At 71.9% G+C, this 14,627-nt stretch carries 12 protein-coding genes, 1 tRNA gene and 2 pseudogenes; 11 read left to right on the plus strand and 4 right to left on the minus strand.

Features of this window, described 5'->3' with window-relative positions; genetic code table 11:
• Positions 1-8: 8 nt before the first annotated feature.
• A complete protein-coding gene (locus H9L22_RS17000) occupies positions 9-1,337 on the plus strand; it encodes a serine hydrolase domain-containing protein (RefSeq protein ID WP_187720926.1) in 1,329 nt (442 codons plus the stop codon).
• Between the two features lie 57 nt (positions 1,338-1,394).
• Here H9L22_RS17000 and H9L22_RS19275 read toward each other — a convergent pair whose 3' ends face one another.
• Both H9L22_RS19275 and H9L22_RS19280 read right to left on the minus strand, forming a co-directional pair.
• Complete coding sequence (locus H9L22_RS19275) at positions 1,395-2,072, minus strand: (Fe-S)-binding protein (protein WP_226965957.1); 678 nt, start codon at positions 2,070-2,072, stop codon at positions 1,395-1,397.
• A 284-nt stretch (positions 2,073-2,356) separates the two neighbouring features.
• Positions 2,357-4,147: pseudogene (locus tag H9L22_RS19280) on the minus strand (FAD-linked oxidase C-terminal domain-containing protein); the annotation flags it as partial.
• Between the two features lie 82 nt (positions 4,148-4,229).
• On the opposite strand from H9L22_RS19280, the gene H9L22_RS17010 reads away from it, so the two are divergent.
• The 3 genes from H9L22_RS17010 (at position 4,230) to H9L22_RS17020 (ending at position 6,335) form a co-directional block, all read left to right on the plus strand.
• A tRNA-Gly gene (locus H9L22_RS17010) sits at positions 4,230-4,303 on the plus strand.
• Positions 4,304-4,970: 667 nt separating this feature from the next.
• Positions 4,971-5,186 (plus strand): hypothetical protein, encoded by a 216-nt coding sequence (locus H9L22_RS19285; RefSeq protein ID WP_226965958.1) that lies wholly within the window; start codon positions 4,971-4,973, stop codon positions 5,184-5,186.
• A gap of 186 nt (positions 5,187-5,372) precedes the next feature.
• The gene (locus H9L22_RS17020; RefSeq protein WP_187720927.1) at positions 5,373-6,335 is read left to right on the plus strand and encodes a 5'-nucleotidase; all 963 of its coding nucleotides are present in this window, start codon (positions 5,373-5,375) and stop codon (positions 6,333-6,335) included.
• 112 nt (positions 6,336-6,447) lie between these two features.
• Here the strand turns inward: H9L22_RS17020 and H9L22_RS17025 are convergent.
• Positions 6,448-7,041, minus strand: a pseudogene (locus H9L22_RS17025) (aspartate/glutamate racemase family protein); the annotation flags it as partial.
• Positions 7,042-7,140: 99 nt separating this feature from the next.
• Between H9L22_RS17025 and H9L22_RS17030 the strand changes: the two are divergent.
• On the plus strand, positions 7,141-8,007 hold the full coding sequence (locus H9L22_RS17030) for a LysR family transcriptional regulator (protein ID WP_187720928.1): 867 nt from the start codon (positions 7,141-7,143) through the stop codon (positions 8,005-8,007).
• Here H9L22_RS17030 and H9L22_RS17035 read toward each other — a convergent pair whose 3' ends face one another.
• Entirely contained in the window at positions 8,008-8,961 is a 954-nt protein-coding gene (locus H9L22_RS17035) for a DUF368 domain-containing protein (protein WP_187720929.1), read from the minus strand. It abuts the gene before it with no gap.
• A 203-nt stretch (positions 8,962-9,164) separates the two neighbouring features.
• Between H9L22_RS17035 and H9L22_RS17040 the strand changes: the two genes are divergently transcribed.
• The 6 genes from H9L22_RS17040 to H9L22_RS17065 all read left to right on the plus strand — a co-directional run bounded on the left by H9L22_RS17040 (position 9,165) and on the right by H9L22_RS17065 (position 14,614).
• Positions 9,165-10,226 (plus strand): GNAT family N-acetyltransferase, encoded by a 1,062-nt coding sequence (locus H9L22_RS17040; protein ID WP_187720930.1) that lies wholly within the window; start codon positions 9,165-9,167, stop codon positions 10,224-10,226.
• Positions 10,227-10,290: 64 nt separating this feature from the next.
• Complete coding sequence (locus H9L22_RS17045; protein ID WP_187720931.1) at positions 10,291-10,647, plus strand: HNH endonuclease; 357 nt, start codon at positions 10,291-10,293, stop codon at positions 10,645-10,647.
• 52 nt (positions 10,648-10,699) lie between these two features.
• Positions 10,700-11,989 (plus strand): SWIM zinc finger family protein, encoded by a 1,290-nt coding sequence (locus H9L22_RS17050; protein WP_187720932.1) that lies wholly within the window; start codon positions 10,700-10,702, stop codon positions 11,987-11,989.
• The gene (locus tag H9L22_RS17055; RefSeq protein WP_187720933.1) at positions 11,986-12,990 is read left to right on the plus strand and encodes a DUF5691 domain-containing protein; all 1,005 of its coding nucleotides are present in this window, start codon (positions 11,986-11,988) and stop codon (positions 12,988-12,990) included. The genes H9L22_RS17050 and H9L22_RS17055 overlap by 4 nt, the downstream gene beginning before the upstream one ends.
• A complete protein-coding gene (locus tag H9L22_RS17060; protein ID WP_455431980.1) occupies positions 12,885-13,517 on the plus strand; it encodes a DUF5691 domain-containing protein in 633 nt (210 codons plus the stop codon). The genes H9L22_RS17055 and H9L22_RS17060 overlap by 106 nt, the downstream gene beginning before the upstream one ends.
• Positions 13,514-14,614 carry an ATP-binding protein gene (locus tag H9L22_RS17065; protein WP_187720935.1) on the plus strand — a complete coding sequence of 367 codons (1,101 nt, stop codon included), beginning with the start codon at positions 13,514-13,516 and terminating at the stop codon, positions 14,612-14,614. The genes H9L22_RS17060 and H9L22_RS17065 overlap by 4 nt, the downstream gene beginning before the upstream one ends.
• The last annotated feature ends 13 nt before the right edge of the window (positions 14,615-14,627 follow it).

Genomic DNA, 14,627 nt, shown 5'->3' on the forward strand with positions numbered 1-14,627 from the left:
GCAGCAACGTGACTGGGGGCCGTCGCCGTCGCTGGCTGATCGTGACCGGGGTGCTGCTCGCGGTCATCCTGATCGCCGGCGTCGCCGGCTACTGGTACCTGCGCCCGCTGCTGCGCACTGGCACCGGGTATGCGGCGCACAACCTGTGCGCCGTGACGACCATCGCGGGGCGTGACAACCCGAAGGCGGACCTGCCACCGAACCCGCTCGTGCCGTACCTGCGGCCGGCCGGGGGCGGGGAAGACCGCTCCACGGTGGCCGTGTTCGGGCTGCTCGCGGCTCAGACGGCGTTCCACACCGACTTCGGCTGCGTCGTCGGCGCCGACCCCACGCTGCCGGAGCCTCTGCCGGTCGAACCCGCCGCGGAGTTCACTGCGAACCTGGACAGCGGCCTCGACGCCAGCGTGGCGGTGGCCTTCGGCGACGACCTCGCCCCGGAGGGACGCCAGACGCTCGGCACCCGCGCCGTCGTCGTCATCCGTGACGGTGTCGTCGTCGCCGAGCGGTACGCCGAGGGCTTCGACGCGGACACCCCGCAGCTGGGCTGGTCGATGGCCAAATCCGTGACCAACCTGCTCACCGGGCGCCTCGTGCAGGAGGGGATCGTGGGCCTGGACGACGCGGGCCTGCGCCCCGAATGGACCGACGCGCGGGCCGACATCACCGTCGACGACCTGCTCCGCATGACCTCGGGCCTCGCCTGGGACGAGACCTACGACCTGGGCACCCCCATCACGCAGATGCTCTACACGGAGACTGACATGGCGGGCTTCGTCGCCGGACGTGACGGGGAACATGTGCCCGGCTCGTTCCAGCAGTATTCGTCCGGCAGCACGAACCTGCTGTGCTCCGTCCTTCTCGACAAGGCCGGGGGCGACGCCAACCTGCCCCGCGAGCTGGTGTTCGCGCCGCTCGGGCTGTCGTCGGCGGTGCTGGAGGTCGACGGCGTCGGCAACCCCGTCTGCGCCAGCTACCTGTGGGCGACGCCCCGCGACTGGGCCCGGATCGGCCAGTTCGCCCTCGATGACGGCGTCGTCGACGGCGAGCGGCTGCTACCCGAGGGCTGGATGGAGGAGTCGACCACGGCCAGGGGCGCCGCGACGACCGACGCCGACGGCATGGGTGCGTCGTGGTGGTCGAACCAGCGCCCCGACGGGTCGCTCGTGGAGGAACTGCTACCGGCCGATACCTATTCGGCGCGCGGCCACGACGGGCAGCGGGTCTACGTGGTGCCCAGCGAGGGGCTCGTCGTCGTCCGGCTCGGCTTCTCGCCGTCGGCCGACGACATCCGCGTCGAGCAGCTGGTCGCCGACGTCATCGCCGCCTCCCAGGAGTAGCGAGCAGCGGCAGGCGCGGCCGCGTCAGGGAGCTCCCGGTTCAGGGCCTGCTCCCGGTCAGGGCCGGGTTGCTTCCTCGAGCAGCTCGAGGATGTGGCGGTAGTCCTCACCGGTCGCCCGGGACATGCCGAGCTCGCAGGTGCGGTTGAGCGACGCGTACGCCGCGAACCGGCGGCCCGCCAGCTCGGCGGTCATGTCGGCCGTGGCGCTCGCCGTCAGTTCGGGGTGCAGCAGGCCCCTGTCGCCGGCGAACCCGCAGCACGACCAGGAGTCCGGCACCACCACGTCGTCGCAGATGAAGTCGGCGAGCGCCCGCAGGTCGTCGTTGATGCCGAGCTGTGTCGAGGAGCAGGTGGGATGCAGCGCAAGTGAGCCCAGCGGCCGCGTCAGCGTCAGCGCGGGCAGGATCTCGCGCGCGACGAAGGTGACCACGTCGTCGACCTCGATGCCCCACTCCTCGGTCATGGTCTGCAGCGAGGCGGTGCAGCTGGCGGCGTCGGTGACCAGCCGCGTCGGCTCGGCGCGGTTGAGTTCGGCGTGCACCTTGTCGCGCATGATGTTGTACCCCTCGGCCATGCCCTTCGCGCGCCAGGGCGCGCCGCAGCAGAGGTCGCCGGCGTCGAGGAGGGTGACCCGCACGCCGGCCCGCAGGCACAGCTCCCGGAAGGCGAGGAAGACGCCCTCTCCGGTCGCGGCGAACAGCGTCTGGAGACATGAGGGGAAGTAGGCGGCCACGCCCTTGGCGTTGCGGTCACGGCGGCGCGGACGGCGACGCAGCCCGGAGCCGGGGGAAGGTCGTCGGCGTAGGTGGGGACGGCGTCGTCACCGAGTGCCTTGCGTCCGAGCCGGGTGGCGGCCCTGGCGAGCGGGGAGGTGGAGCGCGCCACCGTCAGGGCGGAGGCGCCGAGGCGTGTCGTGAGGCCCCAGGTCCGGGCGGAGTTGGTCCAGCCGGCCAGCTCGACGGTGCCGACGTCGGCCGCCCGCTGGTTGCGCACGAGGGTGCCCGTGTCGATGCCCAGGGGGCAGGCGACGCTGCACATCCCGTCGACGGCGCACGTCTCGACAGCCTCGTACTGGTAGTCGCGTTCCAGCTGTTCCATCAGCTCGGTGTCGTCGGCGCGCGCCACCATCTCGCGGCGCAGCACGATGCGCTGCCGGGGCGTCAGGGTCAGGTCGCGCGACGGGCACCCGGCCTCGCAGTAGCCGCATTCGATGCAGGCGTCGACCTCCGGTTCGATGGTCGGCATCAGCTTCAGGTTGCGCAGATGCTCGTCGGGGTCGTCGGAGATGATGACGCCGGGGTTGAGGATCGAGTTGGGGTCGAACAGGTGCTTGATGGCGCGCATCACCTGGTACAGCTCCTCGCCGTACTGCTCCTGCACGAACGGCGCCATGGCGCGCCCGGTGCCGTGCTCGGCCTTCAGGACGCCGCCGCGCTGCAGCACGGCGCGGACAAGGGCGCGGGTGAACTTGCGGTAGCGCAGCAGGCCCGCCCGGTGTCCGAACCGTTCACTCAGCAGGAAGTGGATGTTGCCGTCCTTGGCGTGCGCGAAGAGCGGCACGTTGAGGACGCCGTAGCCGTGGCGGGCGAACAGGTCGTCGAGGGCGACGCACATGTCGGCGAACGACTCGTGGGGGACCGAGATGTCCTCGAGCAGCGTCGTCGTGCCCGATGCCCGGCCGCCCGCGACAAGGGCGTACAGGGAGCGGCGAAGCTCCACGAGCGCGCTGCGGGCCTCGGGGTCGGTCGTCAGGGCCAGGATCTCCGCGCCGGTGATCCGGTTGAGCTGCTCGCCGGCCGTGGCCAGCCGCTCCTCGAGGCGCTCGGCGGTGGTGTCGTGGAGTTCGAGGAGCAGCGCGGCCTGCGAGGTCAGCGTCGCCTCGCGGATGACGGCGGGGGCGTCCTGACGGCGTCGGACGGCCCGCAGCGCGGCGACGTCCATGAGTTCGACGGCCTCGAAAGCGTCGAGATCGAGTTCGTCGAGGGCCGCAGTGGCGGCGTGGAGCGTCGGGAACAGGGCCAGGGCGGCGGCGCTGTGCCGGGCGAGCGGGACGGTGCGGAACGTGGCCTCGGCGATGAACCCGAGCGTGCCCTCGCTGCCGATCAGGAGGTGGCTGATGATGTCGATGGGGCGGTGGAAGTCCAGCAGCGCGTTGATGCCGTAGCCCATGGTGTTCTTCATGGAGAACAGGCGCAGGATCGTGGCGACGGTGTCCGGGTTGGTGCGCAGCCGCTTGCGGAGCGAGTGGAGGCCGCCGACGAGTTCGGTCTGCTCGAGCCGCACGTCGATGTCGGCGCCGGGGGCGGCGGTGTCGACGACGTAGCCGTCGGGGAGGACGAACACCATGGACTCGAGGGTGGCGTAGCTGTTCTGTGCCGTGCCGGACAGCATGCCGCCGGAGTTGTTGGCGAGGATGCCGCCGATGGTGCAGGCGATCGCGCTGGTCGGGTCGGGCCCGAGGCGTCGGCCGTACCGGGCGAGCCGGGCATTGACCGCGGCCAGCGTGGCGCCGGCTCCGGCGCGGACCCGTTCGCCGTCGTCGAGGACCTCGATGTCGCGGAAGTGACTCCGCGTGTCGACCAGGACGCCGTCGGTGACGGCCTGCCCGCACAGGCTGGTGCCGCCGGAGCGGAAGGTGAGGGGCTGCCGGGTCTGGTTCGAGTCGGCCATCAGCTCGGCGACTTCGTCGATGGTCGCCGGGGTGACGACCTCGACCGGCGTGAGCAGGAAGTGGGAGGCGTCGTGCGCGCGTGCGAGCCGGGTGATCACGCGCCCGTCGCGCTGTATCGTGCCTGGCAGACTGCCCACGGGTGCCAGCCTAGCGAGAGACCGGGCCCACTGGACCCGAGAGGCGCGCCGCCCGAGGAACTGCTAACCTAGGCGACGCAACGCGGGCGTAGCTCAATGGCAGAGCGCTAGCTTCCCAAGCTCGATACGCGGGTTCGATTCCCGTCGCCCGCTCCACTCGGCTAACAAGCCGAAACGGCCCCCGACTTGGTGTTTCGCCTGGGTTGGAGGCCGTTTTTCTGTTTGGCTGTCCGAGCACAAATCTGGCTCCTCGAACACAAATCTGGCTGCGGCGAGCATTCTGCTGGCTCTGGCGGCGGCTGTGGCGATATGCGCACAGCGGCGGCTCGGTGGAGATTCGTGCACGGGGACGGTGTTTCGGGAGGCTCGCGGATCTGGAGGCTCCCGGCCGACATGCATCTGGGATCCCGAGCATGAATCTGGCTTTCCGGGCACGAATCTGGCTGTCGCGTGCATTCTGCTGGCTCTGACGGCGGCTGTGGCGATATGCACGTAGCGGCGGCTCGGCGGAGATTCGTGCACGGCTGAGCCCCGCACTCTTCCGCCCCACCTAGGCTGGTCTCATGCCCATCACTTCCGCCGACCGCGTCTTCCTCGCCCGTGCCGTCGAACTTGCCGGCAATGCCCTTGCGGTCGGCGACGAGCCCTTCGGGTCTGTCCTCGTTTCCCCCGCGGGGACGTCCTCTTCGAGGACCACAACCACGTCGCCGGCGGCGACCACACCCGGCACCCCGAGTTCGCGATCGCACGCTGGGCCGCCGAGCACCTCAGCCCGGACGAGCGTCGCGCCGCCACCGTCTACACCTCCGGCGAACACTGCCCGATGTGCGCCGCCGCGCACGGGTGGGTGGGGCTCGGGCGCATCGTCTACGCCATGTCCTCGGCCCAGCTGACCGAACTCCTCGCTTCCCTGGGCGCCGAGCCGGGACCCGTCGCCGCACTCCCCGTGACGGCGATCGTTCCCGGTGCGGTCGTCGACGGGCCCGACGCCGAACTTGCCGCCCGCGTCGCCGAGCTCCACCGCCGACGCTTCGGCTGAGTCGTGGGGTGGGGTCGCATCGACGGTCCCTGGTCGCCGCGCTCGACCCCCGACGCTCCACCAAATGCTGGTCCAATCACGCGACCGATGCCACCAGCCCGCCCGCCGCCTGACCATCCCCACCTGCTCCCCCGGAACCGGACCACGACTGCGGCATACTGACAGCCGGAAAGGGGGGACGCCACGATGATGTACGACCTCGACAGCCGACTGGTGATCGGCATCTCGTCCAGCGCGCTGTTCAACCTGACCGACTGCCACCGCGTCTACCAGGAGCAGGGCGTCGAGGCCTACCGCGCCTACCAGGACGAACGGATCAACGAACCCCTCGACCCCGGCGTCGCCTTCCCCTTCATCCGGCGCCTCCTCGCCCTCAACGACCTCCAGCCCGACGACCCGCTCGTCGAGGTCATCGTCATGTCGCACAACGACGCCTTCACCGGCCTGCGCATCATGGCGTCCGCCCGAGCCCACGGGCTGCCGATCACCCGGGCCATCTTCATGGAGGGCCGCTCGCCGCACGAGTACATCGGGCCGCTCAAGATGGCACTGTTCCTCTCCGCCAATGAGGACGACGTCCGCCGCGCCGTCGCCTCCGGCATGCCGGCCGCGATCGTCACCTCGCAGCACATGGACGACGACGTCCGCGAGACCGAGCTGCGCATCGCCTTCGACTTCGACGGCGTCCTGGCCGACGACTCGTCCGAGGCCATCTTCAAGGACCACGGGCTGGCCGAGTTCCAGGCCCACGAGCAGGCCAACGCCATCACCCCGCTCAGCGTCGGCCCGCTGCAGCCGCTGCTCGAGGCGATCAACCGGATCCAGGAGGTCGAGACCACCAGGAAGACCGCCGATCCGGACTACCGGCCCCGCCTGCACGTCTCCCTGGTGACCGCGCGCAGCGCACCGGCGCATGAGCGGGTCGTCCGCTCGCTCCATGGCTGGGGCGTCCGGGTCAACGCAGCCTTCTTCCTCGGCGGCATCGACAAGGCGGCGATCCTCGAGACGCTGCGCCCGCACATCTTCTTCGACGACCAGATGCTGCACCTGACCGCCCACGGGATCCCCGGCGCGCACGTGCCGTTCGGCGTCCGCAACGGCGCCCAGCCGGTGCCGCGACGCATGTCGACGGACGACCGCATCGCCTGACGGCGTCAGGCTCAGGCGCCGGCCAGCACGAACTCCGCCGCGGCCGCCGCGTGCAGGGCCATCGAGTCGAGCACGGGAACGGGGGAGTCCTCGGGCCGATCAGCAGTTCGATCTCGGTGCATGCCAGGACGACAGCCTCGGCCCCCTGCGCCACCAGATCCTCGATCGCCGCCACGAAGACCGCCCGTGACGTCTCGGTGATCGTGCCCACCGTCAGTTCGTCGAAGATGATCCGGTCGAGTTCCGCGCGTCGGGACTCGGCGGGCGCGACCGCCGCGACCCCGTGGCCGGCCAGCCGTTCCGCGTAGAACCGCTCCGACATGACCCAGTTCGTGCCGAGGATGCCGACTGTGCCGATCCTGCGGCGCGTCGCCTCGGACCCGACAGCGTCGGCGATGTGCAGCAGCGGCACGTCGACTGCGTCGTCGACGGCGGGCGCCACCTTGTGCATGAGGTTGGTGCCGATGAGGACGGCGTCGGCGCCGGCATCCTCGAGACGGCGACCGGCCGAGGCCAGCAGTTCCCCGGCGCCGTCCCAGTCCTCGGCCAGCTGGAAGGCGCGCACCTCTTCGAAGTCGAGCGAGTCGAGCAGCAGCTTGGCGCTGTGGTGCCCGCCGAGCCGGTCGGCGACGGCCGCGTTGATCAGCCGGTAGTAGTTGATCGTCGAATGCCAGCTCATGCCGCCGATGATGCCGATGGTGCGCATCGTCCCTCCTCAGGTCCGCCACCAGTCTCGGCCAGCATCCGCCTGCAAGGAATACCCCTCTTGCTTCCCGATGCCATAAGCAACGCTTATGGTTGGGGCGTGGATCCCCGCCGTCTCCTCATCTTCCGCGCCATCGCCCGCGCAGGGTCGCTCAGCGCGGGCGCCAGGGAACTGGGCTGGACCCAGCCTGCCGTCAGCCAGCAGGTGCACCGGCTCGAACGCGAGGCCGGCACCCAGCTGTTCATCCGCAGCACGCGCGGCGTCGAGCTGACCGATGCGGGGCAGGCGCTGATGCGGCAGGCCGACGCGATCGCCAGCCACCTCGACGCGGCACGCACCGAGATGGACGCCTACGCGGAGGGTCGGCGTGGGCGCGTGCGGCTCGTGGCGTTCCCGACGGCGCTGGCGGCGGTCGTGCCCGACGCGCTGGCGGGCCTCGCCCGCACCCATCCGGGCATCGACGTCACGATCGACGAGGCCGAGCCGCCCGAGGCGGTCGAGGCGATCCGCTCCGGGGATGCCGACCTGGCGCTGACGTTCCGCTATGCGGGTGAGCCGTTCGACCCGGACCTGCCAGCGACGCCGATCGGCACCGAACCGCTGCGGCTGGTTCTGCCCGCCGGCCATCGGGCGGTGGAGTCGCTGGAGGACCTGGCCGACGAGCCGTGGGTGGCCGGCTGCGAGCGCTGCCGCATCCATCTGCTGAACGTCTGTTCCGCCGCCGGATTCACGCCGCGGATCCAGCACACCACCGACGACTACGTCGTCGTCCAGGCCCTCGTGGCCCGCGGGCTCGGGGTCGCGATCCTGCCCGATTCGGCGCTGCGCGCGTACCGTCACCCCGGCACGGAGGCCGTGGAGCTGCCGGGCATCGGGGAGCGGATCCTCGAGCTGGTGGCCCGCCCGGGGACCGAGCGGGTAGCGGCGGTGGCCGCGGTGACGGCGGCGCTCACCCCCGTCGCGTGATCAGACGGCCTCCGGCTCCTTGGCCTCTGCCTCGATGGCCTCGCGGCGCACGGCGACCCGGTCCTCCACCTTGCTGAACAGGTACGACGCGACGGTGCCGACGACGAGCATCGCGATGCCGAAGGCCAGCGCGACGCCGAGCGAGAGCCCGCTGTCGGCCAGCCCCTGCGTCGTGTAGGCGGGGAACACCTTTGTGGGGAAGATCGCCAGCGACGACCCCACGACGAGGCCGAGGATCAGGTGGTACATCCGGGAGTAGTGGGTGTCGAACATCCAGGCGACGACCTTGGACGCCAGCAGCACGCACACGATGCCGCCGACGGCGATCGGGATGATCGTGGCGAGCTGCAGGGCGGCGATGTCGGCGGACATCTTGTCGTAGAGGTCGAAGAAGATGAGGAAGTTCGACGGGCTGAGGCCGGGCACGATGAGGCCCAGCCCGATGAGCGCGCCCGAGCCGAGCCACACGGGGATGCTGGGCGGCACCGTCACGCTGGCCGAGTTGGCGACCAGCATGAGGACCATGATGCCGACGGCGGATCCGACGAGGATGCCCCAGTCGAGGCGGCTGCGGCCGCGCTTGCCCGCCTGCCTGAACAGGGAGGGGAAGGTGCCGATGACGAAGCCGATGAACAGCACGATGAACTGCGCCGCGTACGTCTCGAACGCCGCCTCCACCGCCTTGGCGAAGACGACGACGCCGAGCATGCCGCCGATGCCGACCGGGATGAAGTAGAGGACGTTCTTGACGAAGTTCTTCCTGATGTTCGCCAGGAACCGGATCATCGGGCTGTAGATGTTGAAGATCACGGCGAGCACGCCGCCCGACAGGCCGGGCAGGATCGCGCCGACGCCCACCGCGAAACCCTTGAGGAGTCGGGCGAACCAGCGGCCGACGCTGTCGGGTCCGGTGACCTCGGAGTCCTCGGGGTGGGGCTGGGTGGGCTCTGACATGCGGGTGCTCCCGGGCCGGTGGTGGGTGAACAGCTACCCAGCCTACGAGCCGGAGGCGACGCAGCCAAAGCAGGAGCCTTGCCCGAAGACCACGGTCGGAGTAGTTTTCCCCACATGTACACCCTGCTCTGAGCCCGGCGACGCCTCGGGCCCCGTTCGGCCCGCCACCTCCCCCTCCCACATCACGCTCACCAGGACCCACCATGACGACCATCCACCGCTTCGGCCTGCCGACGCATCACACCGATCCCGCGTGGGTCGAGTACACGGCGCTGGGCCGCGCCCAGGACCGCGAATACTTCGGCCCCGGCTGGGACGCCAGCCCCGAAGCGATCCTCGACCGGGCCCGCCGCAGCCTGGACCGGCATGAGGTGCACCGCTTCCTCGCCCGGCGTGACGGCGACGCCGTCGGCTGCGCCATGGTGCGCCGCAACCTGCTTGACGACCCGGACGCCGTCGACGTTTCGGTCTACGTCCTGCCCGGGCACCGACGGAGCGGCGTCGGCTCAGCCCTGGCGGCGGCGGTGCGTGAGTTGGTCGGCGACCTGCCCGTCACCCGCGCCACCGCCTGGCTGCTCGCCCCCATCCCGACCGGTGAGGTGCTGCGCCCGCCGAACGGCGTCGGCGCCGTCCCCGCCGACGACCCCGGCGTCCGGCTCGCGCTCGACAACGGCTTCGAGCTGCTGCAGGTCGAGCGGGTCAGCCGCTTCGACTTCGCCGCCCCGCTGCAGGATCCGGCCGAGGCACTGGCCGCGGCCAGCGCCGTCGCCGGCGACGACTTCGAGGTGATCTCGTGGGAGGGCGCCGCGCCGGCCGATATGCGCGCCGACCTGGCGGTCCTGCAGCAGCGGATGAGCATCGACCCGCCGTCGGGTGACCTCACCGTCGTGGAGTCCAGATGGGACGCGGAACGGGTCCGCTACGAGGACGAGCGGCTGCTGCCGACGATGCGCCGGTGGCGCACCGTCGTGCGGCACCGACCCACTGGCCAGGTCGTCGGGCTCACGGAACTGAACCGGGAACTCACGAACCCGGAGGGCTTTGTCGCGCAGGAGGACACGATCGTCCTGCCCAAGTTCCGCGGCCACCGCCTGGGGATGCTGATCAAGGCGGCGAACCTGGAGTTCGTCCGCGCCGTCCTGCCCGGCGCGGGCTCCGTGATCACCTGGAATGCGGAGGAGAACCGGCACATGCTGGCGGTCAACGAGGCGCTGGGATTCCGGCCGATCCTTGTCGAGGGGGCCTTCGAGCGTCCGCTGAGCTGAGCCGAACGGGCGTCGGCGTGCGTGGCGCCGCCGGAGCTCCGGCGGTCGCCGCTACGGTGACGCCATGGCCACCACCCGACGCGTCCGCGCCTCGCGTCGCCGCGCCCGCCGGGTCGCGGCGTCCGGCAGCGACCTGACCGCCGACGAGTGGTTCCTGATCCTCGACGCCTGGCGGGCCTGCGCCTACTGCGGCGCAGACGGTGCTGCGCTCCAGAAGGACTGCGTGCTGCCCATCTCCCGCGGCGGCCGCTACACGCTCGACAACGTGGTGCCGGCCTGCGCCTCCTGCAACGCCAGCAAGTGCAACTCGGAGGTCACCACCTGGATGCGGCGGCACCGGCTGGACGAGTCGGACTTCCTGGTCCGCTGGGCCGAGACGATGCAGGTGTTGAGGGCCGCTTCTGACGGATCGCCCGGCTAGAGTACGAACGCCGCCGGCCTGGGCCGGCCGAAAGACCGGGGAGAGGAGCGCCGTGGCTCGCTGGACCGAGGCACAGGTGCTGGCCGCCGCGCCCGACACCTCGTCCGTGGCCGCCGCCCGCAAGCTCGCCAAGCCCGGCCCCTGGACAGAGACAGGGGCCAACGAGATCCTCGTCTGGGGCAGCTGTCAGGGAAGCGGCAAGAATCCGTATCAGGTGAGCATCGACCTGGAGGGCCCCGCCTACCGCTGCTCCTGCCCGAGCCGGAAGTTCCCCTGCAAACACGCCCTCGCGCTGCTCCTGCTGTGGGCCGGCGGCCTGGTGGGGGAGGGGGCCGAGGCGGCCGGCTTCGCCCAGGAGTGGGCAGACAAGCGGGCCACCCGCAGCGAGGCCCGCACCGTCCGCGCCGAGGCACCCGCCGACCCGGAGGCGCAGGCCAGGCGCCTCGCCGAGCGGATCGCCCGGATGGACGCCGGCGTCGACGACCTCATCCTCTGGCTCACCGACCTCGTCCGTGCCGGGCTGGTCACCGCCCGCACCCAGCCCTACGCCTTCTGGGACCGCGCCGCGGCCCGCCTCGTCGACGCCCAGCTTCCCGGCCTCGCCGACCGCGTCCGCGAGCTCGCCACCCACGCCGCGGGAGAGGCCTGGGCCGACGACCTGCTCCGCCACCTCGGACGACTGTGGCTGCTCGCCCAGGCCTGGCGCCGTCGGGACGAACTGCCCGCACCGCTGGCCGCCGACCTGCGTGCCGCCGTCGGGTGGTCGACGCAGCGCGAACAGCTGAGCGACGGCGAGACCCGCACCGACACGTGGCAGGTGCTCGGCGCTTTCCGCACGACGGACGGGCCGCTCCAGCAGCAGCGCACCTGGGTCCGGGCCGACGGCGGGCCCGTCGGGCTGATCCTCGAGACGGCAGGGCCGGGCCAGGCCCTCGGCATCCCGCAGCTGGCCGGCGCCCGCCTCGCCGGCACGGCCGCCTGGTACCCGGGCAACGCCCCGGCCCGGCTCTACTTCCCGGAACCGCCCACCCCGGTCGAGCCCGCCACGGACGCCGGGCCCGCCGTCACCGTCGCCGAGGCGCGGGCCCAGGTGGCCACGGCCCTCGCCGGGGTCCCCTGGCGGGACCGGTTCCCCGTCACCCTCGCAGCAGCCCGCTTCCGCCACGACCCGCAGGCCGTCGTCGACGCTGCGGGCGACGCCTTCGCGCTCACCGCGGACACGAACCTCATCCTGCTCCTCGCGCTGACGGGTGGGCACCCCCACGACGTGTTCGGAGAGCTGGAGGCGGGGCGGTTCCGCCCGCTCACCCTCGCCCTCGACGGGAAGACGGTGGCGCTGTGAGCGTGGAGGCATGGATGCGCTCGGTCGAGGCCACCGCACTCGTCGGCACAGGCCGCCGCGCACCGGGCCCCGTTCCTCCCATCGGCATCGCGCCCGTCGACGACGGTGACCCGCAGACGCAGCTCCTCGACCAGGCCGCCGTCCTCGACGTCCTGACCCGCGCGGCCGCCACCCCCGACCGCCGGGAGCCCGAGGCGCCGTGCCCTCCGCAGGCCCGGCCGGCCGCCCCGCCGGAAGCGGAGCAGCTGCTGAGGCTGCTGATCCACCAGCCACCGCTCAAGGGGAACGAGCGGCTGCGCGCCATCGAGCACTGGCTCACGCGCTGCGCCGGCTCCGGATACTCGGTGCCCGTCGCGTTGCTGCCCGACCTGCTCACCCTCGCGCGCCAGGACTCGGTGCTCCGGCCTGCCCTGCGCGCCTCCTGGGACCAGCGGGGCGCGTGGCTCGCCAGCCGCTTCGAGCCCACCCTCGTCGATCCCGGCAGCGGGCCCGACGGCGACCTCGATGTGGACGGCTGGCGCAAGCTGTCGGCGAAGGAGGCGACGTCGCGGCTGACCGAGCTCAGGGATGTGGACGCGGCGGCCGGCCTCGCCCGCCTGGTCGAGCTGTGGCCTGGCTACAGCGCCAAAGAGCGCGGCCAGGTGATCGACGCCCTCGGCACGGGCCTGTCGCTCGACGACGCGTCGTTCCTCGAGGCGGCGCTGGATGACAAGGGGAAGGCCACCCGCGAGGCCGCCGCTCGGCTCCTTGCCCGGCTTCCCGGCAGCGGGCTGGTCTCCCGCATGTCTGCGCGGCTCCGCTCCCTGATCGACGTGACCGAGGTCCCGCGGGGCGGGGACTCGGCCGGGTCCTCGGCAGGACGTCGACGGTGGTCAGGGTCGTGCCCCCGGCCGAGGTGGACGCGGCCGGCGTCCGCGACGGCCTCCGGCCGCAGGCCACCGACCCGGACCGGCGCCACTGGCTGTGTCAGATCCTGGAGGCCGCGGACCCGCGGACGCTGAACGAGGTGTCCGGCCTCCCGCCGCAGGAACTGGTCGAGGCCCTCGAACTCGACGAGCAGGTCGCTGCGGCGCTGGCCACGGCCGTCGCCAGGCACGCAGACCGCGAGTGGGCCGCCGCGCTGCTTCCCCATCCGAGCCTCAGGAACGGGAGGGACCTGGCGCTGCTCCTCGACCCGGCCCAGCGCGACGCGTGGCTGATCGGGCTCATCCGCACCGCTCCCCCCGCCGAGGCGGCGCATGCGCTGCTGAACGTTCCGCGCCCCTGGGTGAAGCCCGTCGCTGCCGTCGTCATCGACCGGCTGATCTCCGACAAGGACCGCGGCCACTTCCTCCTGGGCGTCGCCTCGATGCCGGACGGCTTCGGCCCGGACGCCCTGCCGCTGCTGGCCACCCTGCCCGCCGACCTCCCCGCCGACCTCGGCGGCATCACGCTGCGCGCAGCCCGCCAGTTCCTGATCTTCAACCAGACCATCGACGAGGCGTTCGCCTCAACCCAGCCACCGCACCTGCAGGAGGAACACGCGTGAGCACCACCACCGAATCGGTCCTTCGCGCCCATGCCGAGCAGGCGTATGCCGCAGAGCTCGAGGCGCTCGCCGCCGTCGACGACCGGCCCCGCCCGCCCCGCTGGCGGCTGTCGCCGTGGGCCGTGGCGACCTACCTGCTGGGCGGCACGCTGGCAGACGGCACCATCATCACGCCGAAGTACCTCGGCAACCGGCGCCTCATCGAGATCGCCATCGCGTCGCTGGCCACCGACCGGGCGCTGCTGCTGCTGGGCGTCCCCGGCACGGCGAAGTCATGGGTCAGCGAACACCTCGCCGCCGCCGTCAGCGGCAATTCGACCCTGGTCGTGCAGGGCACCGCGGGCACGCCCGAGGAGGCCATCCGCTACGGCTGGAACTACGCCCGCCTGCTCGCCGAGGGCCCGTCGACGGCGGCGTTGGTGCCCGGCCCCGTGATGCGCGCCATGGCCGACGGCGGCCTCGTCCGCGTCGAGGAGCTGACCCGCATCCCCGCCGACGTGCAGGACTCCCTCATCACGATCCTCAGCGAGAAGACGCTGCCGATCCCGGAGCTCGACACCGAGGTGCAGGCCGTGCGCGGCTTCAACCTCATCGCCACCGCAAACAATCGTGACAAGGGCGTCAACGACCTGTCGTCGGCCCTGCGCCGCCGCTTCACCACCGTCGTGCTTCCCCTGCCCGACTCGCTCGACCAGGAGGTGGAGATCGTCCAGACCCGCGTGGTCAGCCTCGGCGCCTCCCTCGAGCTGCCGGCCGATCTCGCCGCGCTCAGCGAGATCCGCCGCGTCGTCACCGTCATGCGTGAACTCCGCTCCGGCGTCACGGCGGACGGCCGCACCACCATCAAGTCGCCGACGTCGACCCTCTCGACCGCCGAGGCGATCTCCGTGATGACCAGCGGGCTGAGCCTCGCCGCTCACTTCGGCGACGGCGCCGTCGGCGCGCACGACGTCGCGGCCGGCCTCGTCGGGGCCGTCGTCAAGGACCCGGTGCAGGACACCGTCGTGTGGCGCGAGTACCTGGAGACCGTGGTGCGGAACCGGCCCGAGTGGGCCGACCTGTACCGCGCGTGCCGTGACCTCGACGTGGCCGGCTGACATGCCATCCAGG

Source organism: Tessaracoccus defluvii (assembly GCF_014489575.1).
In the GTDB taxonomy this organism is placed as follows: domain Bacteria; phylum Actinomycetota; class Actinomycetes; order Propionibacteriales; family Propionibacteriaceae; genus Arachnia; species Arachnia defluvii.

What these genes read in the sequence shown, in the direction of transcription:
- H9L22_RS17045 (WP_187720931.1), top strand. Translation starts at nt 10,291, where the DNA reads ATGGCCACCACCCGACGCGTCCGCGCCTCGCGTCGCCGCGCCCGCCGG.
- H9L22_RS17035 (WP_187720929.1), bottom strand. Translation starts at nt 8,961, where the DNA reads ATGTCAGAGCCCACCCAGCCCCACCCCGAGGACTCCGAGGTCACCGGA.
- H9L22_RS17020 (WP_187720927.1), top strand. Translation starts at nt 5,373, where the DNA reads ATGATGTACGACCTCGACAGCCGACTGGTGATCGGCATCTCGTCCAGC.
- H9L22_RS19285 (WP_226965958.1), top strand. Translation starts at nt 4,971, where the DNA reads ATGTGCGCCGCCGCGCACGGGTGGGTGGGGCTCGGGCGCATCGTCTAC.
- H9L22_RS17040 (WP_187720930.1), top strand. Translation starts at nt 9,165, where the DNA reads ATGACGACCATCCACCGCTTCGGCCTGCCGACGCATCACACCGATCCC.